This window comes from Roseicyclus sediminis, from assembly GCF_025515305.1.
GTDB lineage: Bacteria > Pseudomonadota > Alphaproteobacteria > Rhodobacterales > Rhodobacteraceae > Roseibacterium > Roseibacterium sediminis.
The window spans coordinates 1-17,838 of record NZ_JAOPHT010000030.1; the positions used below are offsets into that span (position 1 = coordinate 1).

Below are 17,838 nucleotides of genomic sequence, written 5' to 3' on the forward strand. Positions count from 1 at the left end.
AGGCCCGCCGCGTCATGATCAGCCGATGATCGCGTTCAGCGTCGCGGAGGGGCGCATGACCGCCGCCGTCTTGACCGGATCGGGGTGGAAATAACCGCCCTGGTCCACGGGTTTGCCGCGGTCGGCGCGCAGCTCCGCGATGATCTGCTCTTCCTTCTCGGCCAGTGCGGCCGCGATCGGCGCGAAGTGAGCGGCAAGCTCGGCATCCTGGGTCTGCGCGGCCAGCGCCTCGGCCCAGTAGCGCGCGAACCAGTAGTGGCTGTCGCGGTTGTCCGGCTGGCCGGGCTTGCGCTGAGGCGAGTTGTCGTTGTCGAGATAGCCCTGCGTCGCGGCCTCCACCGCATCGCCGAGGATGCGGGCCTTGGCGTTCCCCTTGGCATCTGCGAGGAACTTGAAGCTCTCGCCGAGGGCGCAGAACTCGCCCAGGGAGTCCCAGCGCAGGTGGTTCTCGGCCTGGAACTGCTGAACGTGCTTGGGCGCGGAGCCGCCGGCGCCCGTCTCGAACAGGCCGCCGCCGTTCATCAGCTTCACGACCGAGAGCATCTTGGCCGAGGTGGCGAGCTCGAGGATCGGGAACAGGTCGGTGAGGTAATCCCGAAGCACGTTGCCGGTGATCGCGATGGTGTTCTCGCCCTTCGTGATCGTCTCCAGCGAGGCGCGCGTGGCTTCGCGCGGGGCCATGATCTCGAACTTGTCCGCGACGCCCTTCGCCTCGAGGATCGGCTTCACGTAAGCGATCAGCTGGGCATCGTGGGCGCGGTTCTTGTCGAGCCAGAAGATCGAGCGATAGCCCGTGGCCTTCTGCCGCTCGATGGCGAGGTTCACCCAGTCCTCGATGGGCGCCTTGCGCGCCGAGGCCGCGCGCCAGATGTCGCCCTTCTGGACGGCGTGCTCGTGCAGGACCGTGCCGTCGTCGAGGATCATCCGCACCTTGCCGGCTGCGGGCATTTCGAAGGTCGTCGGATGCGAGCCGTATTCCTGCGCCTTCTGCGCCATGAGGCCCAGGTTCTGCACCGTCCCGGCCGTGGCCGGGTTCAGTTTTCCGTGTTCCTTGAAGAACTTGATCGTCTCGTCATAGACCGGCGCGTAGGAGTTGTCCGGGATCACGCAGACCGCGTCATGCTCCTTGCCGTCTGGGCCCCAGCCCTTGCCACCGCCACGGATCAGCGCGGGCATCGAGGCGTCGATGATGACGTCCGACGGGACATGCAGGTTGGTGATGCCGCGGTCGCTATCGACCATGTACATCGGCGGACGCTCTGCCGTGACGGCCTCGATCGCGGCCATGATCTCGGCATTGTCCTTCACGCGCGCCAGGAGATCGCCAAGCCCCTGGTTGGGGTTCACGCCGAGCGCTTCCATCTCGGCGCCGTATTTCTCGAAGACCGGCGCGAGCCAGGCGCGCACGGCATGGCCGAAGACGATGGGGTCTGAGACCTTCATCATCGTCGCCTTGAGGTGAAGCGAGAAAAGGACACCCTCGGCCTTGGTCTTCTCGATCTCCTCCGCGAGGAATTCGTCGAGGGACGCCGCGCTCATGTACGTCGCGTCGACGACGGTGCCGGCGGGATAGCTCAGCCCCTCCTTCAGGACGATCTCCTCACCGCTGTCGGTCGTCAGAACGATCCTGGCGGTCGCCGCCCTGGGCAGCGTCGCGGACACCTCGTTCGAGAAGAAGTCGCCGCCCGACATCGACGCCACGCGCGTCTTGCTGTCGGCCGACCAGTCGCCCATGCGGTGCGGATTGGCCTGAGCGTATTTCTTCACGGCGGAGGCCGCGCGGCGGTCCGAGTTGCCCTCGCGCAGCACTGGGTTCACGGCCGAGCCCTTGATCGAGTCGAACCGCGCGCGGATCTCCTTCTCCGCGTCGGTCGTGGGGACCTCGGGATAGTCGGGGACGGCATAGCCCTGCGCCTGCAGTTCCTTCACCGCCGCGACGAGCTGCGGTACCGAGGCCGAGATGTTCGGCAGCTTGATGACGTTCGCCTCGGGCGTCTTGACCAGGTCGCCCAGGATCGCGAGGTCGTCGGGGATGCGCTGATCCTCGGCCAGATGCTCGGGGAATGTCGCCAGGATCCGGCCCGCGAGCGAGATGTCCTTGGTGCCCACCGTGACGCCCGCAGCCGAAGCGAAGCTCTGGATGATCGGCAGAAGCGAGGCCGAAGCCAGTTCCGGTGCCTCGTCCACCTTGGTGTAGATGATGTCGGGAGTGTCGTTCGTGCTCATGGTCATCTGGCCCTTGGGTTGCGTTTGGTATGCCATAGTACACAAAGAGCGAGCCGTCCACCGGCGAAGCCGTCGCAGGGGCGGCCGGGGCGCGGCATTTGGACCCAAGACGGGGCTGTTCACGCGATCCCATGGGCGAGAACCCGCCAACCGGCCGGCGGCGCGGCGCCGAACGGCCCGAGCGACGCCGGATCTGCCCTGTTTTCTTGCCGCTGGCGCCGCAATTCGGCCCCTTGTGGCTGCCATGTTTCCCGACGATGCGAAGTACGGGAACACCATGGCCATCCGCCGCGACAGCAGTGCCATCCGCAAAGACACCGCCCCGGGCGGGGTCGAATCGCGCGTGGCCGGTCCCGCTTCCGTCCGGACCGTCGTCCCCATGTTCCGTGACGACGACATGGCCGCGCCCGTTTGCGGGCGTGCCGGCGAGGATCGTATGATCGACACCGCGCAGGCGCCCGAACATGCCGCACCGGTCGTGGGCGAGGGCGGCGCAGGTCAGCCCCACCCGGAGACAGACTGGCTCGATGCGCTCTACACCCCGGTCGATGGGGCGCGGGGCGATATCTACCATGCCGATACCTCGGGCGACGGAACCTCGCGGTTTTCGGGGATCGAGACCGTCGTCCCCTGCTTCACCCCCGGTGCGCGTGTCGCCACCGCGCGGGGCTTCGTTCCGGTCGAACGGCTGAGGGTCGGCGATCGGGTCCAGACCGCGGACAACGGGCTTCAGCCGGTGATCTGGGTCGGCCTTCGCCGCATCGCCCCGACACAGCTCGCCCTGCGGCCCGGTCTGCGGCCGGTGCGCATCGGCCCGGGCGCGATCGGCAATTCCGAAGCGCTCCTCGTCTCGCCGCAACACCGGTTTCTCGCCCCGACCGGCCCGCAGCTTCGGAACGCGCCGGATGGCGAACACTTCGTGTCGGCCGGGCTTCTGGCCGCCCTCCCCGGCTTCGACGCAACGGTGTGCCGCGGCGCGCGCAGCGTGACCTATGCCCACTTCATGACCGAGCGGCACGAGGTCGTCTTCGTCGACGGCGTGGCGACCGAAACGCTTTATCCCGGCCGCAGGACACTCGACGCGATGCCCCCGGCCGCGCTGGCGGAGATCGCGGCGCTTTTCCCCGCGCTTTCCCGCAATGGCCCCGGCGTTCCGGACCCGTCCCGGGTCTACGGCCCGCTGGCCCGGCCGGAACTGACGCTGGTCGATCTCGGCGGGCGAATGGCATCCGCGTGAGCGCCGGGCACGAGCGGGCGGAAACCGTTCCTTAGCATCTTGGCGCCATAGCTCTCCCCACGGAACCGGATCGAGTCGTGGGGTCACATGAAACTTCGCCTTCTGATGGCATTCATCCTCGGGCCCGTCGTGGCCCTTACGGGTTTCCTGCTCCTTCTCGACATTCGCACGCTCACGGCCGTCATCGACGAGGCTCGCCAATCCCGGATCGCCGCGGTCGAACTCGACCGCGTGGCCGGGTTCATCCACGAATTGCAGAAGGAACGCGGCTATTCGGCCGGATTCGCCGCCTCCGGCGGGGCAAATTTCGGCGATGCCCTGACAGCGCAGCGGCAGGCGACCGATACCTCCTGGCGCCGCATCGGACAGGACCTCCCCCTGCTCGAAAGCCTCTATCCCGAACGGATCGGCGCGATCCGCAGCGGAATGGCCACGCTCCCCGACTGGCGCGCAAGGCTCGACACGGGCCGCACCGGCGCGCCCGATATCGCCGCGACCTATACCGCGATCGTCGACCAGGCCCTGGCCGCGCAATCCGCCGTGGTCGAGAGGATGGAGGTCGGCGACCTGGAGGCCACAGCGCGCGCCGCGCTCTACATCTCCCGCGCCAAGGAGGCGGCGGGACTGGAGCGTGCGGCGGGCGCAACCGGTCTGGGAAACGCCGAATTCCCGCATGCCGCCTTCAACCGGCTGATCGAACTGGGCGCGATCCAGTTCACCACGCTGGAACGTGCCGCCGAGGAACTGGGCGACGACGCTTTCGCGCAGGGGCTTCTCGGCCACGAAAGCCATGGCCGCCTCGCGGGAATGCGCCAGACGATCCGCGATGCGATGACCGGCCTGCGTCAGCCGATCCTGACGGCGGATGGCTGGTTTTCCGCCTCGACCGACTGGATCGACCATCTCCGGGACGTCGAGGCCAGCCTGATCGCCGAGGTGGGCAGCGACGCGTTGGCGACCTACGATGCGTCCCGCGCGGAGCGCACCCGCGTGGCCGTGGCCTCCGGCGTGGTCATCCTGCTCGTCCTTGGTTTCGCGCTGGCCAGTTTCGAGCACCTCATCTTCCGCGTGCGGCGCCTGACCACAGCCATGCGCCGTTTCACCGAGGGGGAGTTCGACGTCTGGATCCCGGGGATAAGGGGTCGCGACGAGGTCGGAGAAATGGCCGCCGCGGTCTACGCCTTCAAGCAGGAGACCCTCGCCATGCGAAAGGCGGCGGCAGAGCAGAAGGCCGATGACGAGGCGGTGATCCTGAGCAAGGCGCAGCGCGTCGTCGACCTCCTGACCGAGGGCCTGGCGGCCCTTGCAAGGGCCGATCTCACCCAGCGCTTCGACCAGCCGCTGGATGCCGAGTACGATTCCATCCGGCTCGACTTCAACACCGCCACCCAGCGGCTGCGCGAGGTGACGGAGGCAATCGTCGAGACCGCCGATGCGCTGCGCACGCGCGCGGGCGGCCTGATGCAATCGGCGTCCGAGCTTGGCGACCGAACCGCCCGCCAGGTCGAGACGATCACCGCCACCAATGCCCGTGTGGGCGAGTTGTCCTCCGAGATCGAGGCCTATGCCGGCAACGTCCGCGGCGCCTCGCAACTGGCCAGTTCGGCCAAGCAGAATGCCGACCGCTCCGGAGACGTGGTGCGCTCGGCCGTCGAGGCGATGGACCGCATCTCGTCGTCCTCCCTCGAAATAGGCCGCATCATCTCGCTGATCGAGGACATCTCGTTCCAGACCAACCTTCTGGCGCTGAATGCGGGCGTGGAGGCCGCGCGCGCCGGCGACAGCGGCCGCGGTTTCGCCGTCGTGGCCTCGGAGGTGCGGGATCTCGCACGCCGCTCAACCGAGGCCGCGCAGGAGATCCGCTCGCTCATCGACGACAGCCGCCGACACGTGGAAAACGGCGTCGGCCTCGTCGGCGAGGCAGGCGACGCGCTGGAACGCATCTTCGGCGAGATCGTGCAGGTCGACGACACGCTCGGCCATGTGGCCGAGGGCGCGGTGCGGCAGGCCGAAAGCCTGCGCACACTGGCCGGAGACATCGACCGGCTGAGCGGCCTTGCCGGTGAAAACACCGAAATGGTGCATGCAACCCGGACCGCGGCGGGAGACACGGCCGAGATCTCGCGCCGCCTGACCGAGCTGGTCGGCGATTTCCGCCTGCGCCGCGACAGCGCACACTCCGGCCCGAAGGCAAGCGGTCACACCCTGCCCCGCGCGCAGCCTGCCCAAGCCGGCTGAGCGAGGATGGCCTCAGGGAATGATCTCGAAGCGCGTGACGTCGACCATTCCCCGGTCGGTGATCTTCAGCGCCGGGATGACCGGAAGCGCGAGGAAGGCCAGCTGCAGGAATGGCTCCTTCAGCGTCACACCGAGCGAGGCCGCGGCGGCGCGGAGATCGACAAGGCGGTCATGCACCTCCTCGAAACTGCCAAGGCTCATCAGGCCCGCGACCGGCAAGGCCAGCTCGGCCAGAACTTCACCGCCGCGCGCCACGACGAACCCGCCCTCGATTTCCGAAAGCCGGCTGGCCGCCAGCGCCATGTCGGCGTAGTCGACACCCACGCAGGCGATGTTGTGATGGTCGTGGCACACGGTCGAGGCGATGGCGCCCGCCTTGAGCCCGAAGCCCTTCACGAAACCCGTGGCGATGTTGCCGTTCCGGCCATGCCGTTCGACCACGGCAATGCGCACGAGGTCGCGCGCCGGATCGGGCCGCTTGTCGCCATCCACGATCGGGATCGTCTCGCGCAGGTGCTCGGTCAGGATCTTGCCTTCGAGAATGCCGATGACATCGGTCTCCTCGCGGTTCGCCGGGGCGCGGAAACTCGACGCCGAGAGCTTCGGCGCCCGAACCGAATGGCGGCCAACCGGCGGGATCGTGGCGCGCGCGGCGAAGGCCTCGTCCGTCACCGCAACGCCCCCCGCCCAGACGGCCTGTGCCCGGCAGGTCGCGAAGTCGTCGACGGCCACGATATCGGCACGCTTGCCCGGCGCGATCAGGCCCCGGTCCTTCAGCCCGAAGGCCTCCGCCCCCGACAGCGACGCCGCGCGGTAAACCGCCAGCGGCGGGCAACCCCGCGCGATGAGCGTGCGGATCATGTGATCGAGGTGCCCCTCCTCCGCGATGTCGAGCGGGTTGCGGTCGTCCGTGCACAGGCACATGTAGGGCGCGGTCAGGTCGGTCAGAACCGGGGCCAGCGCCTCGAGGTCCTTCGAGACAGACCCTTCCCGGATCAGGATACGCATCCCCTTGCGCAGCTTCTCCAGCGCCTCGGCGGCGCCCGTGGCTTCATGCTCGGTCGAGATGCCGGCGGCGATGTACGCGTTGAGGTCCCGCCCCGACAGAAGCGGGGCGTGGCCGTCGACATGTCCCCCCTGGAAAAGCGCGAGCTTCGCCATGGCGCGCGGATCGCGGTGGATGACGCCGGGATAGTTCATGAATTCCGCCAGGCCTATCCCCGAGGGATGCCCCATCAGCGCGGCCAGGTCCCCCGCATCGATCTCGGCACCCGCCGTTTCCATGTCGGTCGAGGGCACGCAGGACGAGAGCTGCACCCGGATGTCCATGAGCGTCCGGCGCGAGGCGTCCTGGAAATACCGGATACCGTCGGGCCCGATGACATTGGCGATCTCGTGGGGGTCGCAGATCGCGGTTGTGACGCCGCGCGGCGCGACGCATCGGTCGAACTCGAAGGGCGTGACCAGCGAGCTTTCGATGTGAAGATGCGTGTCGATGAAGCCCGGAACCAGCGTCAGCCCCGTGACATCGGCGACCTCCCGCCCCTCGTAGGCCTCGCCGACGCCGACGATCGTATCGCCACAGATCGCGACATCGCCCTCGATCATCGTCCCCGTCACGAGGTCGAAGACCTTGCCGCCGCGCAGGACGATATCGGCGGGGTCATCCCCCCGCCCCTGCGCGATGCGTTGTTCCAGGTCCGCCATGCCGACACCTCCAGCCCGCTTTCACCGGGCGATGATGCCGCAGCCTGGCCCCGGGGGAAAGCGCCCTACTCGATCGCCTCGACCAGCACGAGATCCCGCTCGGAGGCTCCCTTGGCGTGGCTCAGCGCCTCCTTGTAGGTCGCGCTTTCGTAGCAGGCATTTGCGGCCTCGAGGCTCGGGAAATGGGCCACGACGTTGCGGGGATGGGCGCGGCCTTCCTTCTGGATGGCGGCGCCGCCGCGCGCGAGGAAACGGCCGCCGTGCTCGGCGATCGCCTTCCCCGCGAGAACCGCGTATTTCGCGTAGGCCTCTTCGTCGGTGACGGTCACATGGGCGATCCAGTAGGCTCCGGGCATCTCTCAGGCTCCTTTCAGCACGGCTTCGGCCGCGGCGATTGCGGCAGGGGCTCCGGCGACATCCTTGCCGCCGCCTTGCGCGAAATCCGGACGGCCGCCGCCGCCCTTGCCGCCGAGTTGCTCGACCGCGGCGCGCACGAGGTCGACGGCCGAGACCCGCGCCGTCAGGTCGTCGGTCACGCCGGCCGCGACGGCCGCCTTGCCGCCCGCGTCGGCAATGAGCAGCACGGCACCCGACCCGATCCGGTCCTTGTGCGCGTCGATCAGCCCGGCGAGGTCCTTGCCGCTCACGCCTTCCAGCGTCTGGGCGAGGAAGGGCACGCCGTTCACCTCGGCCACTTCGGGCGCGGCCTGCTTGCCACCGCCCGACAGCGCCAGTTGCTGACGCAGTTGCGCGACCTCGTTCTCGAGCTTCTTGCGTTCGTCCTTGAGGGCGCGGACCCGCTCCAGCACCTCGCCGGCCTGCGCGTTCAACTCCTGCGCCAGTTCCGCCATGCGGTGATCCTGCTGGCTGAGATAGTCGAAGGCCGCCTGCCCCGTCAGCGCCTCGATCCGGCGGACGCCGGCCGAGGACGCACTGTCCCCGAGGGCGACAAAGACGCCGATATCGCCCGTCTGACGCACATGAGTGCCGCCGCAAAGCTCGATCGAATAGGTCGACCCGTTGCGGCCCTTGCCCGTCCCGGGAAGATCGCCCATCGACACGACCCGCACCTCGTCGCCGTATTTCTCGCCGAAGAGCGCCTGCGCGCCGATCCCGCGGGCGTCGTCGGGTGTCATGATCCGCGTCTCGACGGGCGTGTTCTGACGTATGAAGTCGTTCACCTCGCGCTCCACCCGGTCGATCTCCTCGGGCGAAAGCGCCTTGCCGTGGCTGAAGTCGAAGCGCAGCCGGTCGGGCGCGTTCAGCGAGCCGCGCTGCGCGACGTGATCGCCGAGCGCGCGGCGCAGCGCCTCGTGCAGAAGGTGCGTCGCCGAATGGTTCGCGCGGATCGTGCCGCGGCGGGCATGGTCCACCTCAAGCACGGCGGGCTGGCCCGGCGCGATCTCGCCCTCGGTGATCTCGGCGATGTGCAGGAAGACGCCCGCCACCTTCTTGGCATCGGTGATCCGCGCCATCCCCGTCTCGGTCCGGAGGGTGCCGGTATCGCCCACCTGGCCGCCGGATTCGGCATAGAACGGCGTCTGGTTCACGACGATGGTCAGGCTGTCGCCCTTGCTCGCCCCATTGGCCTTCTCGCCACCCTTGACCAGCGCGAGGACGACGCCCTCCGCGGTCTCGGTGTCGTAGCCGAGGAACTCGGTCGGCCCGTGCTGTTCCGCTAGGTCGTACCAGATCGCCGCATCGGCCTGTTCGCCCGAACCCGACCAGGCGGCGCGCGCCTTGGCCTTCTGCTCGGCCATGGCCGCGTCGAACCCCTCGGTATCGACCCCGCGCCCCTGCTCGCGCAGCGCATCTTGGGTGAGGTCGAGGGGGAAGCCGTAGGTGTCATAGAGCTTGAACGCCGCATCGCCGGGAAGGGCCGCGCCCTCGGGCAGTTTCGCCACCTCGTCGTCCAGCAGCCGGAGGCCTCGGTCGAGCGTGGTGCGGAACCGCTCCTCCTCCAGCTTCAGCGTCTCGGTGATGAGCGCCTGCGCGCGGCCGAGCTCGGGGTAGGCCTGCCCCATCTGGGCCACGAGCGCGGGCACGAGACGGTACATCATCGGATCCTGCGTGCCGAGAAGATGCGCATGACGCATCGCGCGGCGCATGATCCGGCGCAGCACGTAGCCCCGCCCCTCGTTCGACGGCATCACACCATCGGCGATCAGGAAGGACACCGAGCGCAGGTGATCCGCGATGACCCGGTGATGCACGTTCTTCGGCCCGTCGGGATCGACGGACGACGCATGCGCCGAGGCCTCGATCAGGCTGCGCATCAGGTCGGTGTCGTAGTTGTCGTGCTTGCCCTGCAGGAGCGCGCCGATGCGCTCGAGGCCCATGCCCGTGTCGATCGACTGCGCCGCGAGATCCCGACGCGAGCCGTCCTCGAACTGCTCGAACTGCATGAAGACGAGGTTCCAGATCTCGATGAACCGGTCGCCGTCCTCCTCGGGGGAGCCGGGCGGACCGCCCCAGATCGAGGGGCCGTGGTCATAGAAGATCTCGGTGCAGGGGCCGCAGGGGCCGGTGGGGCCCATCATCCAAAAGTTGTCGTTCGTCGGGATGCGGATGATCCGCTCGTCGGGAAGGCCCGCGACCTTCTTCCAGATCGCCGCCGCCTCGTCATCGGTGTGATAGACGGTGACCAGCAGCTTCGACTTGTCGATGCCGAAATCCCTGGTCAGCAATTCCCACGCGAAGGGGATCGCGTTCTCCTTGAAGTAGTCCCCGAAGGAGAAATTGCCGAGCATCTCGAAGAAGGTGTGATGTCGCGCGGTGTAGCCCACGTTGTCGAGGTCGTTGTGCTTGCCGCCCGCGCGCACGCATTTCTGCGAGGTCGCCGCGCGCACGTAGTCGCGATGCTCGACGCCGGTGAAGAGGTTCTTGAACTGGACCATGCCCGAGTTCGTGAACATCAGCGTCGGGTCGTTGCGCGGGACGAGCGGCGAGCTGTCGACGATCTCGTGCCCGTTACGGCGGAAATAGTCGAGGAAGGTGGAGCGGATCTCGTTAAGGCTGGCCATGGGATCGGGCGTCTCGGCGTCGGAAATGGGTCAGGGAGGCGATGTATCCCTGCCCGGGACCCGTGTCCATAAGCCAGCCTCCGCCGGAACGAGAAAAGGCGGCCCGAAGGCCACCCTTTCGCTGTTCGTGCCACCGGCCCGGTGAGGGCATCGGATGGCCGCGCGCGGCGCGACCCGAGCGCCGGGGCGCGATCAATCCTCGACCATCTCCGCGTCGTCTTCGTCGGAAGCGCCCATTTCGAATTCGAGGCCGTGTGCCGCGCGGATCTTGTCCTCGATCGCCATGGCGATGTCGGGGTTGTCCTTGAGGAACTGCTTGGCGTTCTCGCGTCCCTGGCCGATCCGTTCATCCCCGTAGGAGAACCAGGCGCCGGACTTCTCCACCACGCCGGCCTTCACGCCCAGGTCGAGAAGCTCGCCCGTCTTGGAGATGCCTTCGCCATACATGATGTCGAACTCGACCTGCTTGAACGGCGGCGCGACCTTGTTCTTCACGACTTTGACGCGGGTCGCGTTGCCCACGACCTCGTCGCGGTCCTTGATCGCGCCGATGCGGCGGATGTCGAGGCGAACGGAGGAGTAGAACTTCAGCGCGTTGCCGCCCGTGGTCGTCTCGGGGCTACCGAACATGACGCCGATCTTCATCCGGATCTGGTTGATGAAGATGACCATGCAGTTCGAGCGGCTGATCGAGCCGGTGAGCTTGCGCATCGCCTGGCTCATCAGGCGGGCATGGACGCCCACCGAGCTGTCGCCCATGTCGCCCTCGAGCTCGGATTTCGGGGTCAGCGCGGCGACCGAATCGACCACCACGAGGCTGACCGCGCCCGAGCGCACCAGGGTGTCCGTGATCTCAAGCGCCTGTTCGCCGGTGTCGGGCTGCGAGATAAGCAACTCCTCGAGATCGACGCCGAGTTTCTTGGCGTATTGCGGGTCGAGCGCGTGCTCGGCATCGACGAAGGCGCAGACCCCGCCCTTCTTCTGTTCCTCGGCGACGACGTGCAGCGTGAGCGTCGTCTTGCCCGAGCTCTCCGGTCCGTAGATCTCGATGATGCGCCCCTTGGGCAGGCCGCCGATCCCGAGCGCGATGTCGAGGCCGAGCGAGCCGGTCGAGGTCGCCTCGATGTCCCGCATGGCATTGTCGCCGCCAAGCTTCATGATCGAGCCCTTGCCGAACTGCCGTTCGATCTGGGCCAGCGCGCTGTCCAGCGCCTTCTGCTTGTCGGCAGATTTGCGGTCGGTCATGTCGAGAAGGTTCGCCGTTGCCATGGAGTTTGACCCCTTATGTCATGCAGCCGCCGGGGCGGCAATGCGGTGCTCGTGTTCGCCTCTTGTTCTCATCTTCCGTAGCAAACAAAACGCGAACACTTCAAGTAGAATCTTGTCGATCCCCAATCTGCGCTCCAGAGGTTAAGAAAGGGTTGCGATGAGCGTGGCAGCGGAGGCGGACGGGGCATGCTGGTATTCTGGAAGGCGCGGCTGGTCTTGCTGGCGGTGCCGAAGACCGGGACCACGGCGCTGGAGGCGGCGTTCCTGCCCCATGCCGATGCGGCGATCCTGAACCCGCCGGGGCTCAAGCACATGAACGTGCGGCGCTACCGGACGCATCTGGCGCGGCTCTTCGAACAGAACGGAGCGCGGCCGATGGAACTGATGGCCGTGATGCGCGAGCCGGTGGACTGGCTGTCGAGCTGGTACAGGTTCCGCCGGCGCGGCGCCCTCTCCGGTCAGCCGCAATCGACCGAGGGGGTCAGTTTCGGCGACTTCGTCGAGGCCTGGCTGCGGGACGATCCGCCGGAATACGCGCGGGTCGGCCGCCAGGCGCGGTTCCTCGAGGCGGAGACGGGCGGGACCGGCATCGACCGGCTCTTCCGCCACGACGCGCTCGGGGAGGCGGTGTCGTTCCTGGAGGACCGGCTTTCGGTCGAGGTCGCGCTCGATCGGCACAACGTGTCGCCCACGGGCATCGACACCGCGCTCGACCCGAAGACCGAGGCGCGGCTGCGGGCCGGGGCGACGGAGGATTTCGCGCTTTGGGACGCGCTCTGCGAGGGTCGGGTCGGGCGCGCCTGAGGCACCCGGTCAGTGAAGCTGGCGCGCGACGGTCGCCGTCAGGTCGTAGAGCGTGAAGGGCTTGGGCAGGAAGACGGAGTTCGGAATGTCGGCGGACAGCTCCGCGATATCCTCCTCGGAATAGCCGGACACGAAGACCACCTTGACGCCGGGCCGGTCACGCAGCGCCTCCCGCACCCAACTCGGTCCGTCCATGCCGGGCATCACCACGTCGGTCACGAAGAGATCGATCTCCGCGCCGCGCTTGCGCAGCGTCTCGAGCGCGGCCTCGGCATTGTCCGCCTCGTAGACGGTGTAGCCGCGAAGCCTGAGCGCGCGGGACGCGAAGGCACGCACCGGCGCCTCGTCCTCCACCAGCAAAACGGTGCCGAGCCCCTCGGTTTTCGTCGTGTCCGGCCCGGGCGCGCCGCCGGTTGCCGCCTCGGGACCGCCCCCGGTCACGTCCCGCACGAGCGCCGCCGCGTCGGGGGCCGCGGCCGGCAGGGCCTTGAGCGGCACCGGTGCGCCGGCGTCGGGCAGGTCATGGGCGGGAATGTAGATCGTGAAGGTCGTCCCCGCGCCGACGACGCTGTCCACGAAGATATAGCCGCCGGTCTGCTTGACGATCCCGTAGGCCATGGACAGGCCGAGGCCGGTGCCCTTCCCCACCTCCTTGGTGGTGAAGAAGGGCTCGAAGATGCGTCCGAGCTTGTCGGGGGGAATGCCGAGGCCGCGGTCGCGCACCCGGATCGTGACGTAGCGCCCCGGCGGCACGACCGCACTGTCGCGCTGCAGGGGTTCTGTGAGGCAGACCATGCGCGTCTCGACCCGGATCTCGCCCCCGTCCGGCATGGCGTCGCGGGCGTTCACGACGAGGTTCATGATCACCTGGTCGAGCTGCCTACGGTCGACGCGCACCGGCAGAAGCGCGGGATCATGGCCGAGCGTCAGGGTCACCTTCTCGCCCACCAGTCGATTCAGCAGGTGCGTCAGATCCCCCATCGTATCGCGCAGATCGACGATGTCGGGCTCCAGCGTCTGCTTCCTCGAGAAGGCCAGGAGCTGGCCGACGAGCGCGGCCGCGCGGTTGGCGTTCTGGTTGATCTGGACGAGGTCGCCGTAATCCTCGTCGCCCTGGTCGTGGCGCAGCAGAAGCAGATCGCAATGGCCCGTGATCGCCGTCAGCAGGTTGTTGAAATCGTGCGCGACGCCGCCCGCAAGCTCACCTATCGCCTGCATCTTCTGGCTCTGGACGAATTGCTGTTCCAGCGTCTTGAGCTCGGTCGCGTCATGCAGCACGGCGAGAAGCGAGGGGCCCGTGGCATCGGAAATCCGGCTCAGCGCGATCTGCAGAAAGCATTCGTCGGCCCGCCGCCTGGCGCGCACGACTTCCGACCGGGGCGGAATGCGCTCGGCGAGGCTGTCGGCGACCCAGTCGCGGACAGGCCGGCCGAGACCTTCCACCAGGTTGGAAAGCGGGCCGAGTTCGTCCGGGCCGATGCCGAGCAGCACCTGCGCCTGGCGGTTCGAGGCCAGGACCTGCCCGTCCGCCCCGATATGGAGGAGGGCCACCGGCAGCGCCTCGAAGGCGCGCGCGGCAACGGATGCCGCCGGCGGTTCGGCCAAGCCCGGAACGACGTAGACCTCGCGCCGCCCGTCGCGCGCGGCGACGATGATCGGCACGACCTCGATCGGCGCCTCGGCCGCCATGAGGCGCGTGCGGCGCCCGGGAACGAGGGGCATCTGCGGAAAGATGTCCTGCAAGCTGCCGGCGCGGCCGCCCAGCAGCTCGCCCATGGCGTCGTTCATGGACAGGATCGTGTCCGTGTGCCCAACCACCATCATCGGCAGGCCGATGCCGCCGCCGGCGCGATGCGCCTCCGCCAGGTCCTCGAGCCGCCACAGGATGCCGCCGCGCAGGCGTTGCGCGACGAGGCGGACCGCCCCGCGCGGGGTCACGACCGTCTCGTGCGCCGCCTCGCGCCGGGTCATCGCGGTCTCGTGGCGGAAGACGACCGCGGCCGCGTTGGGCAGGACGGCCCCCACGGCGCGCGCCATCGGCTGGGTTCGTCTTTCGCCGAACCGCCGTTCGGCGGCGGCATTCTGGTCCCGGATCGCGCCCGACGCGTCGGTCACGAAACAGGGCGCCGGATCGTGCCGCAGAAGCGCGATCGCGCGGTGCAACTCCCTCAGGCGGAGCCGTTCGCCCACCATGCCCCGCCCGACGAGCAGAACGGCGGCCCCGAGGCAACCGCCCGAGACGGCCGCCAGAAGAAAGGACAGCGTCGCCCCGGCCGCAAGCCACGAGGCGAACCCGGCCGCGAGCCCCAATGCGCAAAGGAGCGCAGGCTGCAGACTGCGGCCGGCGAACAGCGCCGCGGCGCCACGTAGCATTTCCGCATGGCCGCTCATGACAAACCAATGCTCCCGTCGCTGCGGGGGCGGTCCGGAGAGCCGGCCGCCCGCGTGATCCAGGACATTCTGCCGCGAAATCCTTAAACGACGCTTAAAATGCCGGAAAAATCCCCTGAGGGAACAAGAAATGCGGCTCAGGGCTTTCCGGAGCGGACGAAAACGGCGGTGAAGAACCCGTCCGAGGCGGTCAGGGGCGTGTCCAGCCGCGTCATGTCCAGCGTCCAGTCCGGATGCCGGTCCAGAAACGCCGACACCTGTTCCTCGTTCTCCTGGGGCAGGAGCGAGCAGGTCATGTAGACAAGCCGCCCGTCCTCGGCGATGCGCGGGGCGGCGGCATCGAGGATCCCGGCCTGCGCCGCGAGGAGCGTCTGAAGCCTGTCGGGCGTGAGGCGCCACTTCGCCTCGGGATCGCGGCGCCAGGTGCCGGACCCGCTGCAGGGCACGTCGCACAGGACCGCCTCGAAAGGTGCCGCGCACGCCACCTCGTCCGGCCCGATCCGGTCGATCCGGACGCCCGCACGGGCGGCACGCACCGGCAGGTCGGCCATGCGCGCGGGATTGGCGTCATGGGCGAAGACGCGCGCGTCACTTCCGTCCGCGATGGCGAGGGACTTTCCGCCCCCGCCCGCGCAAAGGTCGAGGATGCGTCCCGTCCGGGGCCAGGGCACGCCGGCGACGGCGCGCTGCGCCGAGAGGTCCTGCAGCTCGACCAACCCGTCGCGATAGGCAGCCGAGGCGCGGACGCGCCGCGCGCCCGCGGTCACTTCCAGCGCCGTGGCGCAGCGCGCATCGGCCCGCGTCTCGATCCCCTCCGCGGCCAGGCTGGCCTGCGCATCGTCGCGCCCGCCACGACGCAACGCGACGCGCAGCCAGACGGGCGCCCGCGCCGTCATCGCCTCGAACAGCGCGGCCCGCCCCCCGGCGTCCGCGGCGCGTGCGCCGATGGGCTCGCGAAGCCAGCCGGGCACGTCGACGACGGGGTCGGACGGCCCGGCGACCGCCGATGCCCGCTCCGCCTCGGACAAGGGCGCCGGCGCATGCCCCTCGCCCGTGAAGAGCGTGTCGGGATCAGTCCCCTCGAGCCGCAACAGGCCGAGAACAAGGGCGCGCGCCTCCTCGCCACCGCCGAGCCGCGAGGCGCTCGCCCGACGCCGGAGCACGGCATAGACGAGGTCGCGCACCGCCGCGCGGTCCCCCGAGCCGGCATAGCGGGCGCCTCTTGCCCAGCGCGTGAGCGCCTGCTCCACCGCGAGGCCTTCCCGCCAGTCGTCGAGCACGCCGATGGCGGCGGACAGGCGGGCGCCGGGGGTCAAGCCATCACCTCAAGAACACCCCGCAACATGCTCAGCTTGAGTGATAATTCGGGCTTTCGCGCGTGATCTGCACGTCGTGCACATGGGATTCCTTCAGCCCCGCACCGGTGATCCGGACGAAGCGGCACTTGCCGCGCATGTCGTCGATGGTGGCGCAGCCCGTGTAGCCCATCGCGGCCCGGAGCCCGCCGATCATCTGGTGGATCACGGTGCCGGCGGGGCCCTTGTAGGGCACCTGCCCCTCGATCCCCTCTGGGACGAGCTTGTCCGAGGCCGCGTCCTTCTGGAAGTAGCGGTCGGCCGAGCCCCGCGCCATGGCGCCGAGGCTGCCCATGCCGCGGTAGGTCTTGAAGCTCCGGCCCTGGTAAAGAATCACCTCGCCCGGGCTTTCGTCGGTGCCCGCGATCATCGAGCCGACCATGGCGCAATGGGCGCCGGCCGCGATCGCCTTGGCGAAGTCGCCGGAATACTTGATCCCGCCATCGGCGATGACAGGCGTTCCGCTGTCCTCGGCGGCACGCGCGCAATCCATGATCGCCGTCAGCTGCGGCACGCCGACGCCTGCGACGACGCGGGTCGTGCAGATCGAGCCCGGCCCGATCCCGACCTTCACCGCGTCCGCGCCCGCATCGATCAGCGCGCGCGTGGCCTCGGCGGTGGCGACGTTGCCGGCCACGACCTGGACGGAATTCGACAGGCTCTTGACCCGCCGCACCGCCTGCGCGACCGAGGCCGAATGCCCGTGCGCGGTGTCGATCACGATGAGGTCGCAGCCCGCATCGACCAGCGCCTCGGACCGCTCGTAGCCCGCGTCGCCCACCGTCGTCGCGGCAGCCACGCGCAGGCGGCCGAGTTCGTCCTTGCACGCTGCGGGATTGAGGACCGCCCGCTCCGTATCCTTGAGCGTCAAGAGGCCGGTCAGCTTGCCGTCGGCGTCGGTCACCAGGAGCTTCTCGATCCGCCGCGCCTTCATCAGGCTGATCGCCTCGCCCCGGTCGGCGGGCTCGCGCAGGATGGCGAGGTTCTGGGAACTCATCATCACCCGGACGGGCGTGTTGTCGGCCTCGGCGAACCGCATGTCGCGGTTGGTGACGATGCCGAGAACGCGGCGGTTCTCGTCGATCACGGGAAACCCGGTGAAGCCGTAGCGCTCGGTCAGCGCCTTGGCATCGGCGAGCGTCTGGTCGGCGGTGAGCGTCACGGGGTTGTAGACGATCCCGCTTTCGAACCGCTTCACGCGACGCACCTCTCGGGCCTGCGCCTCGATGTCGAGATTGCGATGGATCACGCCCATGCCGCCGGCCTGAGCCATGGCAATCGCCATCCGCGCCTCGGTCACGGTGTCCATGGCGGAGCTGAGGAGCGGGATGTTGAGCGTGATGGCCTTCGTCACCCGCGTGCGGGTATCCACGTCGGAGGGAAGCACAGCGCTCGCATCGGGCACCAGCAGAACGTCATCGAAGGTAAGCGCCTCGCGAATCTCCATCGGAGTCTCCTCATGGGTTTCAGCGTTGGCATGTCCCTATCTCATGGGGCGGACCGGAGGGAAAGGGCGAAATGTTGCGGTTGCGCCGGCCTTGGCCAGCGCCTGGGAAAGCGCCGGCGGGGGCCGAAAGCCCCCCGCCGG

General features: G+C 68.7%; 11 protein-coding genes. 3 read left to right on the plus strand and 8 right to left on the minus strand.

The genetic code is table 11. The features are described 5' to 3' along the window. Window positions 1-18: 18 nt before the first annotated feature. Window positions 19-2,226, minus strand: coding sequence for an NADP-dependent isocitrate dehydrogenase (locus tag N8I71_RS20340; protein WP_262879878.1), 2,208 nt, complete (start codon window positions 2,224-2,226; stop codon window positions 19-21). Window positions 2,227-2,605: 379 nt separating this feature from the next. Between N8I71_RS20340 and N8I71_RS20345 the strand changes: the two genes are divergently transcribed. After that, window positions 2,606-3,463: a Hint domain-containing protein gene (locus tag N8I71_RS20345; RefSeq protein WP_262879879.1), complete on the plus strand. Its 858-nt coding sequence runs from the start codon at window positions 2,606-2,608 to the stop codon at window positions 3,461-3,463. Window positions 3,464-3,550: 87 nt separating this feature from the next. After that, window positions 3,551-5,701: a methyl-accepting chemotaxis protein gene (locus tag N8I71_RS20350; RefSeq protein ID WP_262879880.1), complete on the plus strand. Its 2,151-nt coding sequence runs from the start codon at window positions 3,551-3,553 to the stop codon at window positions 5,699-5,701. Between the two features lie 12 nt (window positions 5,702-5,713). Here N8I71_RS20350 and ade read toward each other — a convergent pair whose 3' ends face one another. From ade to recA, 4 genes are all read right to left on the minus strand, one after another. Then, a complete protein-coding gene (gene ade, locus N8I71_RS20355) occupies window positions 5,714-7,408 on the minus strand; it encodes an adenine deaminase (protein WP_262879881.1) in 1,695 nt (564 codons plus the stop codon). A gap of 65 nt (window positions 7,409-7,473) precedes the next feature. Next, window positions 7,474-7,764 (minus strand): DUF1330 domain-containing protein, encoded by a 291-nt coding sequence (locus tag N8I71_RS20360; RefSeq protein WP_262879882.1) that lies wholly within the window; start codon window positions 7,762-7,764, stop codon window positions 7,474-7,476. Between the two features lie 3 nt (window positions 7,765-7,767). Next, on the minus strand, window positions 7,768-10,431 hold the full coding sequence (alaS, locus tag N8I71_RS20365; protein WP_262879883.1) for an alanine--tRNA ligase: 2,664 nt from the start codon (window positions 10,429-10,431) through the stop codon (window positions 7,768-7,770). A gap of 192 nt (window positions 10,432-10,623) precedes the next feature. Beyond that, a complete protein-coding gene (gene recA / locus N8I71_RS20370; protein ID WP_316249271.1) occupies window positions 10,624-11,700 on the minus strand; it encodes a recombinase RecA in 1,077 nt (358 codons plus the stop codon). A 186-nt stretch (window positions 11,701-11,886) separates the two neighbouring features. Here recA and N8I71_RS20375 point away from each other — a divergent pair, with 186 nt between their 5' ends. Continuing rightward, entirely contained in the window at window positions 11,887-12,504 is a 618-nt protein-coding gene (locus tag N8I71_RS20375) for a gamma-glutamyl kinase (RefSeq protein ID WP_262879884.1), read from the plus strand. A 9-nt stretch (window positions 12,505-12,513) separates the two neighbouring features. Here N8I71_RS20375 and N8I71_RS20380 read toward each other — a convergent pair whose 3' ends face one another. The 3 genes from N8I71_RS20380 to guaB all read right to left on the minus strand — a co-directional run bounded on the left by N8I71_RS20380 (window position 12,514) and on the right by guaB (window position 17,697). Beyond that, on the minus strand, window positions 12,514-14,895 hold the full coding sequence (locus tag N8I71_RS20380; RefSeq protein ID WP_262879885.1) for a hybrid sensor histidine kinase/response regulator: 2,382 nt from the start codon (window positions 14,893-14,895) through the stop codon (window positions 12,514-12,516). Window positions 14,896-15,032: 137 nt separating this feature from the next. Then, a complete protein-coding gene (locus N8I71_RS20385) occupies window positions 15,033-16,211 on the minus strand; it encodes an RsmB/NOP family class I SAM-dependent RNA methyltransferase (RefSeq protein WP_262879886.1) in 1,179 nt (392 codons plus the stop codon). A gap of 31 nt (window positions 16,212-16,242) precedes the next feature. Next, the gene (gene guaB, locus N8I71_RS20390) at window positions 16,243-17,697 is read right to left on the minus strand and encodes an IMP dehydrogenase (protein WP_262879887.1); all 1,455 of its coding nucleotides are present in this window, start codon (window positions 17,695-17,697) and stop codon (window positions 16,243-16,245) included. Between the last annotated feature and the right edge of the window lie 141 nt (window positions 17,698-17,838).

Bases quoted from the DNA above. Each gene is read 5' to 3' on its own strand.
- N8I71_RS20340 (WP_262879878.1), bottom strand. From the start codon at position 2,226: ATGAGCACGAACGACACTCCCGACATCATCTACACCAAGGTGGACGAG.
- N8I71_RS20345 (WP_262879879.1), top strand. From the start codon at position 2,606: ATGTTCCGTGACGACGACATGGCCGCGCCCGTTTGCGGGCGTGCCGGC.
- N8I71_RS20350 (WP_262879880.1), top strand. From the start codon at position 3,551: ATGAAACTTCGCCTTCTGATGGCATTCATCCTCGGGCCCGTCGTGGCC.
- ade (WP_262879881.1), bottom strand. From the start codon at position 7,408: ATGGCGGACCTGGAACAACGCATCGCGCAGGGGCGGGGGGATGACCCC.
- N8I71_RS20360 (WP_262879882.1), bottom strand. From the start codon at position 7,764: ATGCCCGGAGCCTACTGGATCGCCCATGTGACCGTCACCGACGAAGAG.
- alaS (WP_262879883.1), bottom strand. From the start codon at position 10,431: ATGGCCAGCCTTAACGAGATCCGCTCCACCTTCCTCGACTATTTCCGC.
- recA (WP_316249271.1), bottom strand. From the start codon at position 11,700: ATGGCAACGGCGAACCTTCTCGACATGACCGACCGCAAATCTGCCGAC.
- N8I71_RS20375 (WP_262879884.1), top strand. From the start codon at position 11,887: ATGCTGGTATTCTGGAAGGCGCGGCTGGTCTTGCTGGCGGTGCCGAAG.
- N8I71_RS20380 (WP_262879885.1), bottom strand. From the start codon at position 14,895: ATGAGCGGCCATGCGGAAATGCTACGTGGCGCCGCGGCGCTGTTCGCC.
- guaB (WP_262879887.1), bottom strand. From the start codon at position 17,697: ATGGAGATTCGCGAGGCGCTTACCTTCGATGACGTTCTGCTGGTGCCC.